Genomic DNA, 16,812 nt, shown 5'->3' with positions numbered 1-16,812 from the left:
ACCGTGGGAGCGGGCTTGCTCGCGAAGGCGGTGGGTCAGTCCACTGCAATGTCGGCTGATCCGACGCTATCGCGAGCAGGCTCGCTCCCACAGGGTCCTGGGACGGCACACGAACATGCTACTGGCCGCAGATCCCTTGTGGGAGCGAGCCTGCTCGCGATAGCGGTGGGCCAGTCACTTCGACACTGGTTATCCACACCGGATTTCCATTCGCCCCCCCTTTGAATCGCCCTTTCGTACATATCCCCCAGCCCCGGTCCTACCGTTTTTTTCTGCGCGCTCCTGTACGGTTTTCTCCTGGATAAGGACATTCCGCTCGAATAGGAGAGAGCGTCACATGGACGCAAGCAATGACTCGCTGCTGCACAGGCTCGTCGCCTTTGCCGACGACAACGACACCGCAAAGGCCCGCTTCGCAACCGCCATGCAGCGGATGGGGCTGGCGTCGGTTTTCGATATCGTGCGCATGGGCAAGGCGCCGTTCGCCCTTGAACTGGCCAAGTACAGCGACGCGGATGCCGGGCTGGCCTATGACCGTGCGGCGAGCTATGCCCGGCAAATCGGTCGCCTGTACCAGGAGCATCGCGTTTCGGCCGGGCAGCAAGCCCAGGGGCGTGTCCGGCGCAGCCTGGGGTCGGATTCGACAGTCGCATCCGCCGGCTATCAGGCACTTTTCGCCGAGAACTGGGATCAGTTCTGCAGCGAAGGCGATCTCGCGGCGATCGACTCACCCGTGGCGTATCTACGTGCCCTGTATCTGTTTGCCAGGCAATTGGAGCAACTACCGGCGCCCGTCTCATCTGCCAGGATTACCTTGGAAGAACGCCGCCCGGACCTCAAGGACCTGAAGCTGGATCGACACAGTGCCTTCGCCACGCGTCCCATGCTCGACATCGTCAACGACACCCTGCGCAGCAACATCGAGGCGCACCTGACCCAGGCCGGCGAAGGTCGGACCGCCCAGCAGTTGCTCGCTCGCGAACACTACCCTTTCTCGCTGCCCTATGACCTGCATCACCAGCAATGCCTGCTCGGGCTGGGCGCAGGCAAGCCCGCCCTGGGGGAGCTGAATTATCGGATCAGCCTGCAACTGCCGTTTTCACCAGGCCATTCAACCTACGGGAGCGTCACGACGTCCCATCGTGACGCTCAGAAATTGCTGTCCGGTCTCAGCCCGGCGCAACAGGACCTGCTCCTCGCCCCCGACGCCTCCAGCGCCAGGCCCGAGGCACTGAAGCGAAGCTATGGCACCCAGGACATCAGCCGCCTGGTCCAGCTCGATTTTTTCAAAGAGCGAACCGGCCTGACGACGGAGCAGGTGGAACAACTGCTGGCGCAAAACAGCCACAGCCCCCGGACCTCGATCAACAGTCCCGATTCCACCCAGACCGTGTATGGCGCCAGCTATATCAACGGCACGGGGTCGAGCCCGGCCCTGGGCATCGACACCCAAAGGGGGCAGCAGGTTCTCATTCATCACTCCATTGAACGTTTCGACCGAGCCCAGCGCATGATCCGCCTGCAGCGCTGGACCGACATCCCCATCTCTGAGCTGGACACACTGATCTTCAATACCCAACGCGCCGAAAGAACTCACACGCTCACCGCCAACACCTTGCGTGCCCTGGGCGTCTATCGGTACCTGAACCAGCGCCACGGCATCGCGGCCGAGGAGTTCGCCTCACTGCTGCACGACATGCCGATCGAGGCGTGCGGGGGCCGGGTACCGTTGTTCGATCAAGTGTTCAATCGCACCGGCTTGTTCGAACACTCGGTATGGCAGTTGCCCAATAAGCTTCTGACCGCCACGCAATTGCAAACCCTCAGCTACCTGAGTGCCGGGCTCGGACTGCCCATGACCGAGGACTCGTTGCTGTTACTGGTGCGCCAGAGCGAACGATACCTGCTGTCGCCGGAGCACGACCTGCCGACGGTGTCTTCGCTGTACCGCCAGGCGCGCATCGCCCGGATGCTGGGGCTGTCGCCCCTCGAATGCACCGAACTGGCGCGGTTGCTGGGCGGGGAGGCGTTCTGCAAGGTGCTGGTGACAGGCCAGCTACAAGCTGCGCAATCCTCGGACCCGGACATTCTCGACGTGCTGATGGCCCTGGAATGGGCCGTCGACTGGCTCAGGCAGAACCAGCTCGATGTGCTGCGCTGGTGTCGCCTGTTCGATGTCCCCGCCACGCCTCTACCGCTCGATCAAAAGCTGGAAAGACACCTGGCGCAACTCCAAGCGGACGCCAACACCGACCCTCGGCACCTGATCGAAACACTGCTGCACGACATCGCAGACCTCGGGCCCGAATACGTCCCGGGCGTGTTGCAGATGGCCGCCACCGATGCACCGGCGCTCGTCGCCGCCATCAAGGCTTCACCGGGTGTCATGCCCCCGCAACTGGCAACCGTTCTTCACGCCGCCAAGGCCTGTCAGCCTCTGCACTTGAGCAGCAACACGCTGAACGTCCTGATGGAAAACCCGACCTGGCTGGCCCCGGATATCACTGGACGGCTCACCCCGCACACGCTGTATCTGCTCGAACGCTTCAGCCACTGCGCCCGCCATCAAGCGCAATCGCAAGAGAACCTGCTGCACTACCTGAACGTGGCCAATCAGGAAGGGCCGAACTCGGACAAACAGGCCAACCCGCTGTTGGCCAAGCTGTTGGGCTGGACTACCGAAGACGTCAGTCGCCTGACAGCGCAGTTGGCGCCAGGCCGCGCGCAATCGATGCAAGCGCTGGACTGGGTCATGCGTTGTCAGGCCTGCTGCGCCAGCACGGGCCTGTCGGCCGACCTGCTGCTCAAGGCAAGTGCACTGACCAGCGAAAGCCCCGCACCGGAGTGGAAAATCGTCGGCCAAGCGCTGATCGCGGCCTGCCATTGACGGCGGTCCTGCCCCTTTCAAGGAACGAATATGACCCTAGCCATAAAGAAGCAGCTCGATGAAAGCCTGCGCGACGCACTGCTGGCGCTCTACCTGAACAAGGTCGTGCCCGACCAGGCCGCGACCCGGCCCCATATGCCGAAGACGGCCCGGCAACTCTACGAATACTGGCTGCTGGACGTGTTGGTCAGCCAGGACGTCCCCACCACGCCGGTGGCCTGCGCCATTGCCACTTTGCAGCAGTACATCAATCGCATCCTGATGAACCTGGAGCCCGGCTACGCGCCCACCAGCATCACCGCCGAGCTTCGACAAACCTGGCGCGACGAGTTGCACCAGTACCCGACCTGGGCCGCCTATCAGCAGTTGATCCATTTCCCTGCGATGTACCTCGACCCGACCCTCAGGGCCCATAAAAGCGCCAACTTCCAGCAGCTGGAAAACACGCTCAACCAGAATCAGATCCAATCCGACGCCGTCCAGTCGGCGGTCATGGGGTACCTGACCCGCTTCGAAGAAGTCGCCAACCTGAACATCCTCAATGGGTACATCGACGGCGAGGACTTCGCCAACAGCACGTACTATTTCATCGCCAAGTCCCGCACCGAAAACAGCTACTTCTGGCGTTCGCTGAACATGGCGCATCGCCCCCTCGCTGGCATACCGCCACAGCCGCCGGCTGTCGCGCCTAAGCTGGACCAGCCCGATCCATACGCCTGGACGGACTGGGAAAAAGCCGACGTCCCCATCCCCGAGAACGCGCCCGAGCACTCGGTGCGACCGGTCTGGTTCAACAATCGCCTGTTCGTCACTTGGGCGGAATGCATCCATCAGGACCCGTCGCCTTCCAACGTCTCTTCGCAGGACGATACAACGGCAACCAGCACGCACCACCCGCTGTTGCGCCTGAGCTATTGCTTCAAAAAACACGATGGAACCTGGAGTACACCGCGGGTGGCCTTGCAGGGCTATTGCACAGACGGGGCGCTGGGCGGCAAGGACCTTACGGCGATCAAGACTTTGCTCGCCACGGTCGTCGTGCATTTTCGCCAAGGCTCGCATGACTCGCTGTTTCTCGCCTTGCAGGCTCATGAGTCCCCGGCAGCGTCAGACCTCGCCACCGGCGGCCGTCGCGTATTCAGCAAGACGATGTACATCGACAAGCACCTGAGCCTTGAACCGGGTCGCTCGACGGATGCTGCCAACGAAAAGGACCTGCTGAGCGCTGCCGCACAGCGTATCCAAGCCACAACCTCCATAGACCTCGAAGTCACAGAAGCCGCCCTGCCCGGCAACATGCCCTCTACCCTTTCGGACTTCGAAAGGTCCTACCGTGACCGCATCAAACTCAGTTACTCCAGGCATAAATCCACACTGATGTTGCACATGGCGGCCAACATCGGCATCACCGGTGCAGGGGCCATGGAGTATCTACCGCGCACTGTGATGCGCTTGCGCGTGGCAAACGCCTTCAGCGGTGAACCTCGCCTGCAGATGAATCTGGTATTTGCCGCCCAAAGCCTGCCGCAAACTGCATACATGCGGCTTCTGGAGGGTTCGAGCTTTAGCCTCGGCAAAACTTCCGTCACACTCGACCGCCACTTCCTGTTGTCCTTCACGCACACGCCCGATGCATTGAGAGACAGTGAGCACTCACCCGGCATCACGCTGTCGAGCCAGACCAGCCTGGTAGGAAAATTCATTTCCACGCAGGCCGTCAGACAACTGATCAAGTCGAGCCGGCAAAACAATCGAAGCGCTTCCGCCACCGGGTCGGAAACCATCACCCTTAAGACAGAGAACGCAGGACCGCTTACCGTGGAGCGCGTCGGCGTTCTCTGCGACGAGCCGTTGGACAAGCAATACGTCGTCTTCCGGCAGCCCTCCACCCCAGCAAACCGGCCGCTGACCTACGCAGACCTGAGCGTCGTGGCCGAATCCCAACCTGCGGAGCAGTTGCCGCCGTCCTTCGATTTCGAATGGCCTGGAACGGATCCGGGCGCGGACGGCACCGTCGTCCTTCTCGGGGTAGCGTTCGTGCATCCCCTCGAGCCGGCCAGAAAGCTCTATTCCGTGCTCAGGGCCGTCACGTTGGAGCAACCCGTAAAGCGCCAGCAGCCTCCGGACATTACCCAGGTCACGACATCCGGCCTGGGAACCGGCCAGTTCATCGATTTCACCCATTGCGCCATCCGGACCAGTGACGCTTCCAGCCGGCGCCGTCCGCCGATCCGCTTGAACACCGTATTCGCCGCCGAATTGATCCGGCGCACCGAGAACGGCCTGGATGAATTGTTCGACTGGAGCACCCAACACCTGCAGGAGCCTCCGATTCCCGGCGACTTGAGCAACGCGATGGATTTTCATGGCGCTTATGGCCAGTACTTCACCGAACTGTTCCTTCATGTACCGTGGCTGGTGGCCCATCGCTTGAACGCCGAGCAGCAATACGAAGAGGCCGAGCGCTGGCTGCGCTATACCTTCGATCCGGGTCGCAACACTAACGAATGCTGGCGCAGCGTCCGGCTGGTCGATCGCAGCGTAGCGGCGTACGCCAACCAGGCGCCCCATGACCCGTACCAGATCGCCCTCAGTCATCCCGTGCATTTGTGCAAGGCGTTGTACTTTCTGTATCTCGACATTCTGATCAACCGTGGCGATGCCGCGTACCGCGCCATGACGCCCGACGGTCTCAGTGAAGCAAAGCTATGGTATGTGCGTGTGCTCGACCTGCTGGGCCCGCGCCCGGACGTTCGGCCGGTCGCTCCCTGGACGGCCCTCACCCTGCAGACGTTGGTCGAGGCCCCCGACGATGACCTGCGCTCCTTCGAGTACTCGGTGGCTCGCCAGGCCGACAGGCGCGCCTTGATCCTCCGTGAAGGCGACACACCTTCCACCCTGCCAAGTATCGATAGCCCGTACTTGCATCTGCCGTTCCATCCGCAGTTGCTCAAGTGCTGGGACACGGCCGAGAGCCGCCTGTACAACCTGCGGCATAACCTCGACATGGCCGGCAAGCCACTGCATCTACCGGCCTTTGCGGCGCCACTGGACCCTCGCGCCGTCTCCAGCGCCAGCGTCTTGAGCCTGTCGGATCGCCCGTCCGCAGGCCTGCCGAGCGTTGCCATTCCCCACTATCGCTACGCCGTCATGCACGACCATGCCCAACAGGCCGTGGACAGCCTCAGCCAGTTGGGCACCCTGCTGCTGTCGCTGATCGAGCGCAAAGAAGAAGCTCAGTTGCTGGCCTTGCAGCAGCAGCAAGCCTGGGACCTGGCCAAACTCTCCACCGACCTGCAACGTCAGGCCTTGAACATCGACAATCGAAGCCGTCAGGCGCTTGAGGCCACTAAAGCGATCGTTCAGAACCGAGCCCTCTATTACAGAAAACTAATGGAGGAGAACCTGAACAACTCTGAAGAACATGCCACCCATTTCTACCTGGCCAGCGGCGGTGCTGAGCTCGCGGCAATCACTTGCCAGATAGCCGCTGGCGCAATGATGACGCTCCCCAACATCTTTGGCCTCGCCAACGGCGGCAGCCGCTGGGAAGGGCCGACGCTCGCGGCTTCCGCGGCTGCCCACAGCGCAGCCATCCTCGCCCGTACGACAGCGGACCACTGCGACCGTATGGCCTCGTTCAACCGTCGTTGGGATGAATGGCGCCAGGCGTACGACCAGTCCCAGTTGGAACTGGAGCAGTTGGATGCCCAACTGGCGCTATCCACCGAACAGCAAACCGCCACCCGTGTGCAATTGCGCCTGGCGGAATCGACCCTGGGTCAAGCCAAGGCCAACTACGACCTGCTCAGCAAACGCTTTACCAAGGCGCAACTGTATCAGTGGCTCAGCAGCCAACTGGCCACGCTGTATCGCCAGGCCTACGACGCGACATTGAGCCTGTGCCTGGCCGCCGAAGCCTGTTGGCAATATGAAACCGCCGACTTCACCAGCCGCTTCATTCAACCCGGTGCCTGGCATACAACCTATCGAGGGCTCGGCGCCGGTGAGGCGCTGAAGCTCAACCTGCTGAACATGCACGCCGGATACCTGCAACGTCATGAGCGTGAGCTGGAGATCCGCAAGACGATATCGCTGCGACACCTGAAGGATAAAACTCCGGCCAGCCACCTGAACAAAGCGTGGCCACAGATGCTGGACGACCTGAAGAAAGGCAGCTGTGCCTTCGAATTGCCCCTTCAATTGTTCGAAGACGATTACCAGGGCCAGCAGCACTACCTGCGGCGCCTCAAGACCATCAGCGTGACCCTGCCGGTCGTCGTCGGTCCATACCAGAACATTCGGGCCACGCTGACCCAGACCGCCAGCACGGTGTTCCTGTCCGCGGGCAATCAGAACCATGTCATGCAAAGCCGGCGTGCCAACCAGCAGATCGCCCTGTCGACCGGGATCGACGACAACGGTCTGTTCACCCTGAGCTTCAACGACGAGCGCTACCTGCCGTTCGAATACACCGGCGCCATTTCCCAATGGCAACTGACCTTCCCCAACCCCGAGGCCCAAAAGGCACTGCTTGAATCGCTGACCGACGTCATCGTGCACATAAGCTACACGGCCAGGGTCGGCGGAGGTGCGCAATGAGCGAGCAGTCCGCGGTGCCGGTCACCGCACCCTCCCTGCCCAAGGGCGGCGGCGCCATTCAAAGCATCGGCAAAGGATGGAGCCCCGTGGGCGCCCACGGCACGGCTGTATATGAAATGGCCTTGCCCATTTCGCCGGGGCGCGGCTTTGCGCCATCCCTGTCGCTGAACTACGCCAGTACGCTCGGCAATGGTGTATTCGGCATTGGCTGGGGGTTGTCACTGCCCAGCGTGGCGCGCCGCACCAGCCACGGCGTACCGGCCTACGAGGAAAATGATGAAATCATCGGCCCCAGCGGGGTGGTGTGGCTGCCCCAGCGCGATGCGCAAGAGGCCATCGTCTCGACCCGCGTCGAGCACTACAACGAACTGGCGCTGGGTACGGCCTACTCCGTCGCCCGCTATTTTCCCCGGACCGAAAGCCGTTTCGACCGGATCGAGCATTGGGCCGCGCCAGGTGATACGCCGGGCTTCTGGCTGGTGCACGGCGCCGATGGCAGTCTCCACCTGTTTGGAAAGAGCCCGGCTTCGCGGCGCGTCGATCCCGAGGATACGAGCCGGGTCGGCGAATGGTTGCTGGAGGAAAGCCTGAACGCCCACGGCGAACATATCCTCTATCAATACCAGACAGACGCCACGGCCCAACGCTATTTGAGCCGCGTCAGCTATGGCAATTTCAAGGCCGACGCACACTTGTACGCCTGGACAGCGCAGCGGCTCGCGTCCGTGCAATGGCACTTCGAACTGGTGTTCGACTACGGTGAACGAACCACCGCCTATACGGAAAAACCGCCGTATGAGGGCCAGCAATGGCCGGTCCGTAGTGACCCATTCTCCAGCTTCGCCTACGGGTTCGAAGTGCGCACCGAACGCCTGTGCCGCCAGGTCCTGATGTTCCACCGCTTCCCCGATGAACTGGGCGAAGACCCCGTCCTGGTGCGACGGCTGTTGCTTGACTATCGCCAGACGCCGCTGGGTTATCAGCACTTGAGCGCCGCCCACGAGCAGGCATTCGCCGCGGGTGAAACCGCTGAGCAGCGTCCTCCGGTAGAGTTCAGCTACAGCCCGTTCAAGCTCGCACCCGACCCCAGCGCCTGGCGTCGTTGTCAGGACCTGCCGGGGCTCAACGACGGCCATGCCTATCAACTGGTGGACCTGTACGGCGAAGGCCTGCCGGGGGTGCTCCATCGCTCCGACCAGGGTTGGCATTACCGCGAACCCGTACGCGCCGGGATCGACAGCGACGAGGTGAGTTACGGGCCGTGGCGAGCGCTCCCCCATATCCCCGTTACCGACACGACAACGCCGATGCTGCAAGTACTGAGCGACCTCACCGGCGACGGTCGCCTGGACTGGCTTGTCGCCCAACCGCAGGTAAGCGGTTTCTTCTCCCTCGGCGCCGATCGAAACTGGTCGGACTTCGCCACGTTCAACGCCTTTGCGCCAGAGTTTTTCAGTCCGCAAGGGCAACTGGCCGACCTGATGGGCAACGGGCTCGGCGACCTGGCACTGATCGGCCCGCGCAGTATTCGCCTTTACGCCAACCAACGGGAACACGGCTTCTCAGCACCGTTGCAGATGCCTCGCCAGGAGCACGAAGACGCCTTGCCGGTATTCGGGGCATCACCCGCCGAACTGGTGGCGTTCAGCGATGTACTGGGCAGCGGCCAGCAGCACCTGGTGCGCATTCGTCACGACGAAGTGAAGTGCTGGCCCAACCTCGGTCGGGGACGCTTCGGCCAAGGCCGGGTGTTGGACTTCCCTGGGCTGGCCCACGAAAGCTTCGACGCCTCGCGCATCCGCCTGGCGGACCTGGACGGCTCCGGTGCCGTCGACCTGATTTACCTGCAAGCCGACCATGCGCTGATTTTCATGAACCGCTGCGGCCACGGCTTCGCCCCTGCGGTGGCGCTGCCCTGGCCGCAAGGCGTGCGCTACGACCGCTTGTGTCAGGTGAGCATCGCCGACCTGCGAGGGCTGGGGTGTTCCAGCCTGGTCCTGAGCGTCCCGCACTTGAGCGGCCAACATTGGCGCTACGACTTCGTCAGCGCCAAACCCTATCTGCTCACCGGTGCCCACGATAACCTCGGCGCCGACTATCGCATCAGCTACCGCAGCTCGGCGCAGGAATGGCTGGATGAGAAACAGGAAAGAATCGCGACCGGCAAACCGCTCACCTGTCGCCTGCCCTTGGTCCTGCATCTGGTGTGCAGTCAGGCCCGACTGGACGAAACCAGCGGCAATCAGCTGACCCAGACGTTCACTTATCGCCAAGGCTATTACGACGGCAGCGAGCGGGAATTTCGCGGTTTCGGTCTGTTGCTGCAAACCGACACCCAAACCAGCCCCGGCGATCGCGCCGCCCAGGATTTCACCGCCACCTGCCTGACCAAATCCTGGTTTCACACCGGACGCAAGGTGGATCTGCCGCGAAATGCTTACAGCCGCGCCGACAAGCACGCCGTGGCGCTGGGCAGGACACTGCTTTGCCAATACCAGCCCGAAGCACAGAGCGACCGGATCATCGCCTCGCCAGGTGCGACCGCCGACCTCGAAATGGCCCGGGCCTTGTGTGGCCGCTTGCTGCGCAGCGAGGTTTTCGGCGTCGATGAGCATCGCAACGCCACCCGCCTGTATTCGGTCCAGGAATACCGGTACGGGCTGCGCCTGCTGCAACCTCCCGATAACCCTCGCGGCCATGCCCGGATCTTGCCACTGTTGCTGGAAACCATCACCTATCAATACGAAGGCTTTGCCGATGATCCGCAATGCCAGCACACCTTGAACCTGCGACACGACCAGTACGGTGTGCAAACCCGCCGCGTGGATATCCGTTACGCTCGGCGAAAAACCGTCAGCGACACGCCACCGTTCAGCGACGCCGACCAACAGCGGTGGTGGCGCGACGCCCACGACCCCGCGCAGCAGTGCTACCACCTGAGCGAAACCCGCGCCGAGTTCATCCACCTGCCAACGCCCCAGCAATGGCGGCTCGGCCTGCCCTATCGCCAGCGCACCCTGGCCTTGCAGCGCCCCAAGGCCCCTGAAGACGAGGGTTTGGCCCCGCAGGACATTACGTTCGAAACGCTCGACGAACGCGTGACACCCACTGCCTGGAACACCCAAGGCGTGCTGACCGGGCTGTCCGTGCAGCGCTATAAGCAGGCGTCGAGCGGAGCTACCCTGCCCGATGGCATCGCTGACATGCAGGCCCTGGTCGATCATCTGGAACGCGCCGAACTGGATGAAACCGCCCTGGCGGCGTTCCAGTCGCTGCCACAAGACGTCCGCCCCAAAGGAAAACTGCTGGAGCGGATCGGCTATCACCGAATGACCGACTTCCTGTCCGCGCCCTCATCCGCGAGGCTCTGGTCAGTCAAAAGCGACTTCGCAAGCTACGCGCCGCTGGCAGGCTTCTATAAGGTCAACGCCGTACAGCCGAGCCAAAGCCAGGGAGTGACCGAGATCAGCTACGACCCGTACGCCTGCCTGGTCACCGCCGTCAGATTGCCCGATGGCTGCACCACCCAGGCCGTCCACGATTACCGCTCACTCCAGCCGCTGCGCGTCACCGACCCCAACGGCAACGTGCAGGAAGGCTTGTTCGATGCGTTCGGCCAGGTACTGGCCAGCTCTTTTTATGGCGATGAAAACGGCACGCCCGTGGGCTTCAAACCACTCGCCCAGTTCCAGCGCCCTTCGTTCAAGCAGCCGGCCGAGGCAGTCCGCCGGGAACGGGAAGCGCTGCAGGACGCTGCCACAGTCCACTATTACGCGCCCTTCAGTTGGATGGGGCGCGTATCGGCGGCGGCCTTGGCAGATACCGACTGGCTGGCCCGTTGCGTGGCACGGGGGGATCTGCTTCCTGGCGGACATATCTGCGCCTCGGCCCGAGCCCGCTTGTCCACTGACCGGGCACTGTCCGCCGATGACCTGAAACTCAAAGACGAACTTGAGGCCGCGACCCGTGAGCCCGTGCACGTCGCCACCCTGGTCGCCGACCGTTATCCCGATGACAAGCAGCAACAGATTCACGTCGCCATCACCCACTTCGACGGCTTCGGTCGAACACTGCAAAACAAGCAACGGGTCGAGTCGGGCATGGCCTGGGTCGTCGACGCCAGAGGCGAACTGACCCTGGCGGATGGAAAGCCCAAGGCGCAGCTCGCAGCGGTTCGCTGGCGTGTCAGCAAACGGGTGGAATACAACGGCAAGGGTCTGGAAGTGCGGGTCTATCGGCCTTACTTTGCCGATCATCATGGTCACATCAACGACGCGTCCCTGCGCCAGTGCGGTGATTTCGACCAGCATGTCCACGACCCCCTCGGACGCCTGAGCCACACCCTGCTCGCCAGCCAGGGTGGCCTTCGCTATCTGCGCCGCCACACGCGCCATCCCTGGTACATCGTGGATGAAGACGAGAACGACACCTTGCAGGAGGTCATGTCGACTCGCGGGGGTGATGCATGAGCGCCCGCCTTCATCACAAGACGCCCACGGTTAACGTCATCGACAACCGTGGCCTGCCCGTGCGGCAGGTGGCTTATTACCGATGCGAGGCAGACGAGCAAAGCCAGGCGCGCATCACCCAGCATCATTACGACGCAGCCGGACGGCCAGTGGCGCATTGGGACGCCCGGCTGTTCGCCGACGCTCTCGAGGCGAACCTGCAAACGGTCTACAGCCTGTCCGGCAAACCACTGCGGGTGAGCAATGTCGACGCCGGATGGCGCCTCAGCCTGCCGGGTGATGCGGGGCAGGTGGTGCGCAGTTGGGATCAACGGGGACACCATTGGCGAACCACCTTCGACGATCGGCTGCGGCCGATCAGCCTGCGTGAGCAAGCGCCAGGCCAGGCGCCGCGCACGGTCGAATGCCTGCGCTACGGTGACAGTTCGCCGGCGTCTGCCGCCCATAACCTGTGTGGTGCCCTGGTCCGTCACGACGACAGCGCCGGCACTCTGCTCACCCATGGCTACGCGCTTTGCGCCAAGCCCCTGAGCCAGACCCGACACCTGCCGGCCAACAGCGAGATCCCTGACTGGCCTGGGGACGAAAAGAACCGTGACCGGCTGCTGGAACACGGCGACGGCCACACCACGAACTGGCGCTACGACGCACTCGGGCAAGTCATCCAGCAAACCGATGCGGCCCGGCATCAACAGCACTACGCCTTCGATCGGGCGGGTCAACTCAGCGCCGTGAGCCTCCAGCCTCGGGATGCCAGCGTCGCAACAACCGTCGTCAGCCAACTCACCTACAACGCGTCCGGCCAGCTCGAATCGCAGGCTGCCGGCAACGGAGTGATCAGCCGCGCCGAGTTCGACCCGGCCAACGGGCGAATGACCGCCCTCAGCGCGTCGTTGTCCGCCCGCACCTTGCAGGACCTGCATTACACCTACGACCCGGTGGGCAATGTGATGCGCATCGAAGACAAGGCCCAAGCGGTGCACTTCGGCAGCAACCAGCGGGTCGAAGCCATCGGCACATTCAACTACGACAGCCTGTACCAATTGACCCGCGCGACAGGGCGCGAAACCGCAGGCCTGGCCCCGACGATTCTCGGCACTGCGATCGATGCCGGCCAGTTGTTCAACTACACCGAACACTACACCTACGACGCCGGCGGCAACCTGACCGAGCTTCGCCATGTCCGCGACCGCAATCAATATACCCGGACGTTCCACGTCAGCCCTGTCAGCAACCGTCTCATGAGTTGGAACACAGGCCAGTCGGCAATCGACGTCACGCTGGCGTTCGATGCCAACGGCAACCAGCAGGTGCTACAGCCTGGGCAGGCGCTGACCTGGAACAGCCGCAACCAGCTCGACAGCGTGGTGCTGGTCCAGCGCGAAGACGGGGCCAACGACGTTGAGCGCTATCACTACGACAGCAGCGGCCAACGGGTGCGCAAGATCCGGACGGCCCACGCCGAGGCCATCACCCATACGTGGGAGGTCCGCTACCTGCCGGGCCTGGAAATCCACAGGCGCCCTAACGAACGGCTGGAAGTGATCAATCTGCAAGCCGGTCGGTTCACCGTGCGTTACCTGCACTGGACCGAAGGCCGACCGTCCGGCATCGCTGCCAACCCGCTGCGCTACGGCCTTGGCGACCACCTGGGCTCCTGCGCACTGGAGCTCGACGACCAAGGTGGGCTGATCAGCCAGGAAAGTTACCTGCCCTATGGCGGGACCGCGTGGCTGGCCGCCCGCTCGGCGCTGGAAGTCGGCTACCGGACCCTGCGCTACGGCGGCAAGGAGCGCGATGCCAGCGGCCTGTACTATTACGGGCAACGCTACTACGCGCCTTGGTTACAGCGCTGGATCAGCCCCGATCCGGCGGGGGCGGTCGACGGGTTGAACCTGTATGGCATGGTGGCCAACAATCCGCTCAGGTTCGTCGACCACCAGGGCTGGATCAAGGATGACGTTGTCAGAGGGGGTGGAGGCTAATGGGCACGCCCGATCCCTGGCGATGATGCAATCTCCCTCGACCCTGCCGTCCAGGAGAACGGCCGGTGACGACCGAGAAAACGCCGTACTCAACCTGGCCTTGCGTCCGCCCCCAGGCTTGAGCAAGACAAAGCGCAAGGACCTGGTGGTCCACTCGTTTGGCGTGACCGGCGATACCCCGGATGGCAAGCCGGTGGCGCTCTACGAGTACCACAACCTTTCCGGTCCCAAATCCGGCCCGACGGGTTATCGCGGTGTGGACCCCCATTACGACGGCAGCGCTAAAAGCGACAATTTCTACCTGAACTTCGGCAGTTACAGGATCGGCGATACCAACGAATACCTGAGCGACCTGGCCGAACGCTACCGTGCGACAAAAAACGACCCGGTCTACAGACTCGAAGTAGATCCCGAGTTGCTCAAACGCGAACCCACGCTGAGCAGGACCGTCGATGCCCTGTCGGAGCTCCAGCCACATACCCAGAACCTCATCGCCAGACACATCGAACTCTGCAACGGCATCATCCCCGTGCGCGCCGGTGGGCCGGGGGCGCATGGGGAAGTCCGGGTACTGAACGACGTCGTTGCGCTTTATCCGGGCCAGGCCGAGCGAGTGCTTTCGGACACGTACCTGTTCACCGAAAAAATCACCGGTGTGGCCCAACCGGAACCGTTCATCGCCTGTTTCAACTGCAGCGGGATCATTCCCGAAAACGTAAATATTCCCACGCAGCGCCATCCCAGGAACTATGAGATGTACAACGATCACGTCCAGTCAATTCCGCGACCTTAGCACGTGGGCCGTTCAGGACTCAGGCACTGATCGTGTGGATGAATACCAACCGGTTCCCGAACGGATCGGTCACGGTCAGTTCCTGGGTCCCCCAGGGCATCGCCTGGATCTGCGGATGCGCGTAGCGGTACTGCCTGGCCTGCAATTGCTGCTGGAACGCTTCGAGCTCATCCGTTTCGATACGCAGCGCCGAACCCGGTGTGCAATCGCCGTGATGCTCGGACAGGTGCAGCACACAATCGCCGCGGGACACTTGCAGGTAGAGCGGGAAGTTGTCGCCAAAGCGGTGTTGCCAGTCGACGTTGAAGCCCAGGAAATCGACGTAGAACTCCATCGCCTTGGCCTCATCGAAGATCCGCAGGATCGGAGTGGTTTTACCGAAGCGCATGGGTTGCTCCCTGGCTGAAAAGTCCCCGTTCAAACGGGTTGAACCCAGTGCTTCGGCCTTGGCGCCGGGTTCTTTAATATCGCAGTGCCATCACCACCCCGTATAACACTGCACTTGGGACGCTCCAACGAACCCGTGGCGAGGGAGCTTGCTCCCGCTGGACGCGCCAGCGTCCCCTGCCGTGTAACTACAGGGCTGCTTCGCACCCCAGCGGGAGCAAGCTCCCTCGCCACACCGAGTCATAGACCTGAGTGTCGTTCCCGCGCCAGGAATCGTCCTCCCCGGCGTCCATTCGCCTGGCCTTCGCCATAACTCAGGACGCCGTTGACCCACACGCCATCAATGCCTTCGGCTGCCCGTTGCGGTTCGATGAAATCGGCGACGTCACGAATGGTCTGTGGATTGAACAACACCAGGTCGGCCCAGTGCCCTTCACGGATTTCACCGCGCTCCTTCAGACCGAAGCGGGATGCCGATAGACCGGTCATCTTATGCACGGCGGTGTGCAGCGGAAAAATCCCGACGTCGCGACTGAAGTGTCCCAACACCCGTGGGAAAGCGCCCCACAACCGGGGATGGGGAAACGGGTCTTCGGGCAAACCGTCGGAACCGACCACGGATAACGGATGGGCGAGGATCTTTCGCACGTCGGATTCGTCCATGCCGTAATACACCGCGCCGGCCGGTTGCAGACGTTGCGCCGCGTCCAGCAGCGACACGTTCCATTCAGCGGCGATATCGATAAGGTCGCGGCCGCCCATCTGCGGATGCGGCGTCGACCAAGTGATAGTGATGGGATGGGCGTCGGTCACCTGCTTGAGGTCCAGGGTCGAAGAGCTGGCCGCGTAGGGATAGCAGTCACAGCCGACCGGATGATTTTTTGCAGCGTTTTCCAGCGCCGCGAGTACTTGAGGACTACGCCCCCAATTGCCGACACCCGCACACTTGAGGTGGGAAATGATCACTGGGCTGCGGGCGTGCCGACCAATCTGGAACGCTTCGTCCATGGCTTCGAGCACTGGTTCGAATTCGCTGCGCAGGTGGGTGGTGTAGATCGCGCCGAATGCGTTCAATTCTTCAGTCAGTTGCATGACTTCATCGGTGGACGCGCAAAACGCGTTGGCGTAGGCCAGGCCGGTGGACAACCCCAACGCACCGTCCTGAAGACTTTCGCGCAGTTGCCGGCGCATGGCGGCGATCTCTGCTGCGCTGGCGGTGCGCAACAGATCGTCCATGTGGTTGCTGCGCAACGCGGTGTGGCCCACCAGCGCAGCGACGTTGACCGCGGGTGCGGCCGCCTCTACCGCGTCGCGATAAACGCTGAAGCGTGGATAGGCGAACGCCGACGCGGGGCCGAGCAGGTTCATCGGGTCCGGCGGATCGCCGCGCAGGCTCACCGGCGAGGCGCTGATGCCGCAGTTGCCGACGATCACCGTTGTCACGCCCTGGCTGAGTTTGGGCAGCATCTGCGGTTGGCGAATCACCACCGTGTCGTCGTGGGTGTGCACATCGATGAAACCCGGCGCCAGCACCCGGCCGGCGGCGTCGATTTCTTCGACGGCCCGGGCGCCGCCCAGATCGCCAATGCGCTCGATGCGACCGGCGCGAATCGCGACATCGGCAGGGTAGCCGGGGGTGTCGCTGCCATCGATGAGCAGCGCATTGCGGATCAGTGTGTCGTACTGCAT

Annotated in this window: 7 protein-coding genes; 5 read left to right on the top strand and 2 right to left on the bottom strand. The window is 62.7% G+C overall.

Annotation, left to right across the window (positions count from 1 at the left end):
• Positions 1 to 337: 337 nt before the first annotated feature.
• Genes ACLEJQ_RS07365 through ACLEJQ_RS07345 form a run of 5 tightly spaced genes read left to right on the top strand, consistent with a single transcriptional unit; the run spans position 338 to position 14,736 of the window.
• Positions 338 to 2,887, top strand: a complete 2,550-nt coding sequence (locus tag ACLEJQ_RS07365) for a Tc toxin subunit A (RefSeq protein WP_440793594.1) — start codon at positions 338 to 340, stop codon at positions 2,885 to 2,887.
• 30 nt (positions 2,888 to 2,917) lie between these two features.
• Positions 2,918 to 7,489, top strand: a complete 4,572-nt coding sequence (locus tag ACLEJQ_RS07360) for a neuraminidase-like domain-containing protein (RefSeq protein ID WP_440793592.1) — start codon at positions 2,918 to 2,920, stop codon at positions 7,487 to 7,489.
• Positions 7,486 to 11,958: a SpvB/TcaC N-terminal domain-containing protein gene (locus ACLEJQ_RS07355; RefSeq protein WP_440793590.1), complete on the top strand. Its 4,473-nt coding sequence runs from the start codon at positions 7,486 to 7,488 to the stop codon at positions 11,956 to 11,958. The genes ACLEJQ_RS07360 and ACLEJQ_RS07355 overlap by 4 nt, the downstream gene beginning before the upstream one ends.
• Positions 11,955 to 13,943: an RHS repeat-associated core domain-containing protein gene (locus ACLEJQ_RS07350; protein ID WP_440793588.1), complete on the top strand. Its 1,989-nt coding sequence runs from the start codon at positions 11,955 to 11,957 to the stop codon at positions 13,941 to 13,943. The genes ACLEJQ_RS07355 and ACLEJQ_RS07350 overlap by 4 nt, the downstream gene beginning before the upstream one ends.
• 22 nt (positions 13,944 to 13,965) lie before the next feature.
• Entirely contained in the window at positions 13,966 to 14,736 is a 771-nt protein-coding gene (locus ACLEJQ_RS07345) for a hypothetical protein (RefSeq protein ID WP_440793586.1), read from the top strand.
• Between the two features lie 19 nt (positions 14,737 to 14,755).
• Here ACLEJQ_RS07345 and ACLEJQ_RS07340 read toward each other — a convergent pair whose 3' ends face one another.
• Entirely contained in the window at positions 14,756 to 15,124 is a 369-nt protein-coding gene (locus tag ACLEJQ_RS07340) for a glyoxalase superfamily protein (RefSeq protein WP_440793585.1), read from the bottom strand.
• Between the two features lie 239 nt (positions 15,125 to 15,363).
• Positions 15,364 to 16,812: an N-acyl-D-amino-acid deacylase family protein gene (locus ACLEJQ_RS07335; protein WP_440793583.1), complete on the bottom strand. Its 1,449-nt coding sequence runs from the start codon at positions 16,810 to 16,812 to the stop codon at positions 15,364 to 15,366.

It is taken from the genome of Pseudomonas sp. SMV71, from assembly GCF_052042015.1.
Taxonomy (GTDB): Bacteria; Pseudomonadota; Gammaproteobacteria; order Pseudomonadales; family Pseudomonadaceae; genus Aquipseudomonas.
This window is presented reverse-complemented; position numbering and strand designations above follow the sequence as displayed.

Bases quoted from the DNA above. Each gene is read 5' to 3' on its own strand.
- ACLEJQ_RS07345 (WP_440793586.1), top strand. From the start codon at position 13,966: ATGATGCAATCTCCCTCGACCCTGCCGTCCAGGAGAACGGCCGGTGAC.
- ACLEJQ_RS07365 (WP_440793594.1), top strand. From the start codon at position 338: ATGGACGCAAGCAATGACTCGCTGCTGCACAGGCTCGTCGCCTTTGCC.
- ACLEJQ_RS07350 (WP_440793588.1), top strand. From the start codon at position 11,955: ATGAGCGCCCGCCTTCATCACAAGACGCCCACGGTTAACGTCATCGAC.
- ACLEJQ_RS07355 (WP_440793590.1), top strand. From the start codon at position 7,486: ATGAGCGAGCAGTCCGCGGTGCCGGTCACCGCACCCTCCCTGCCCAAG.
- ACLEJQ_RS07335 (WP_440793583.1), bottom strand. From the start codon at position 16,812: ATGCAGTACGACACACTGATCCGCAATGCGCTGCTCATCGATGGCAGC.
- ACLEJQ_RS07340 (WP_440793585.1), bottom strand. From the start codon at position 15,124: ATGCGCTTCGGTAAAACCACTCCGATCCTGCGGATCTTCGATGAGGCC.
- ACLEJQ_RS07360 (WP_440793592.1), top strand. From the start codon at position 2,918: ATGACCCTAGCCATAAAGAAGCAGCTCGATGAAAGCCTGCGCGACGCA.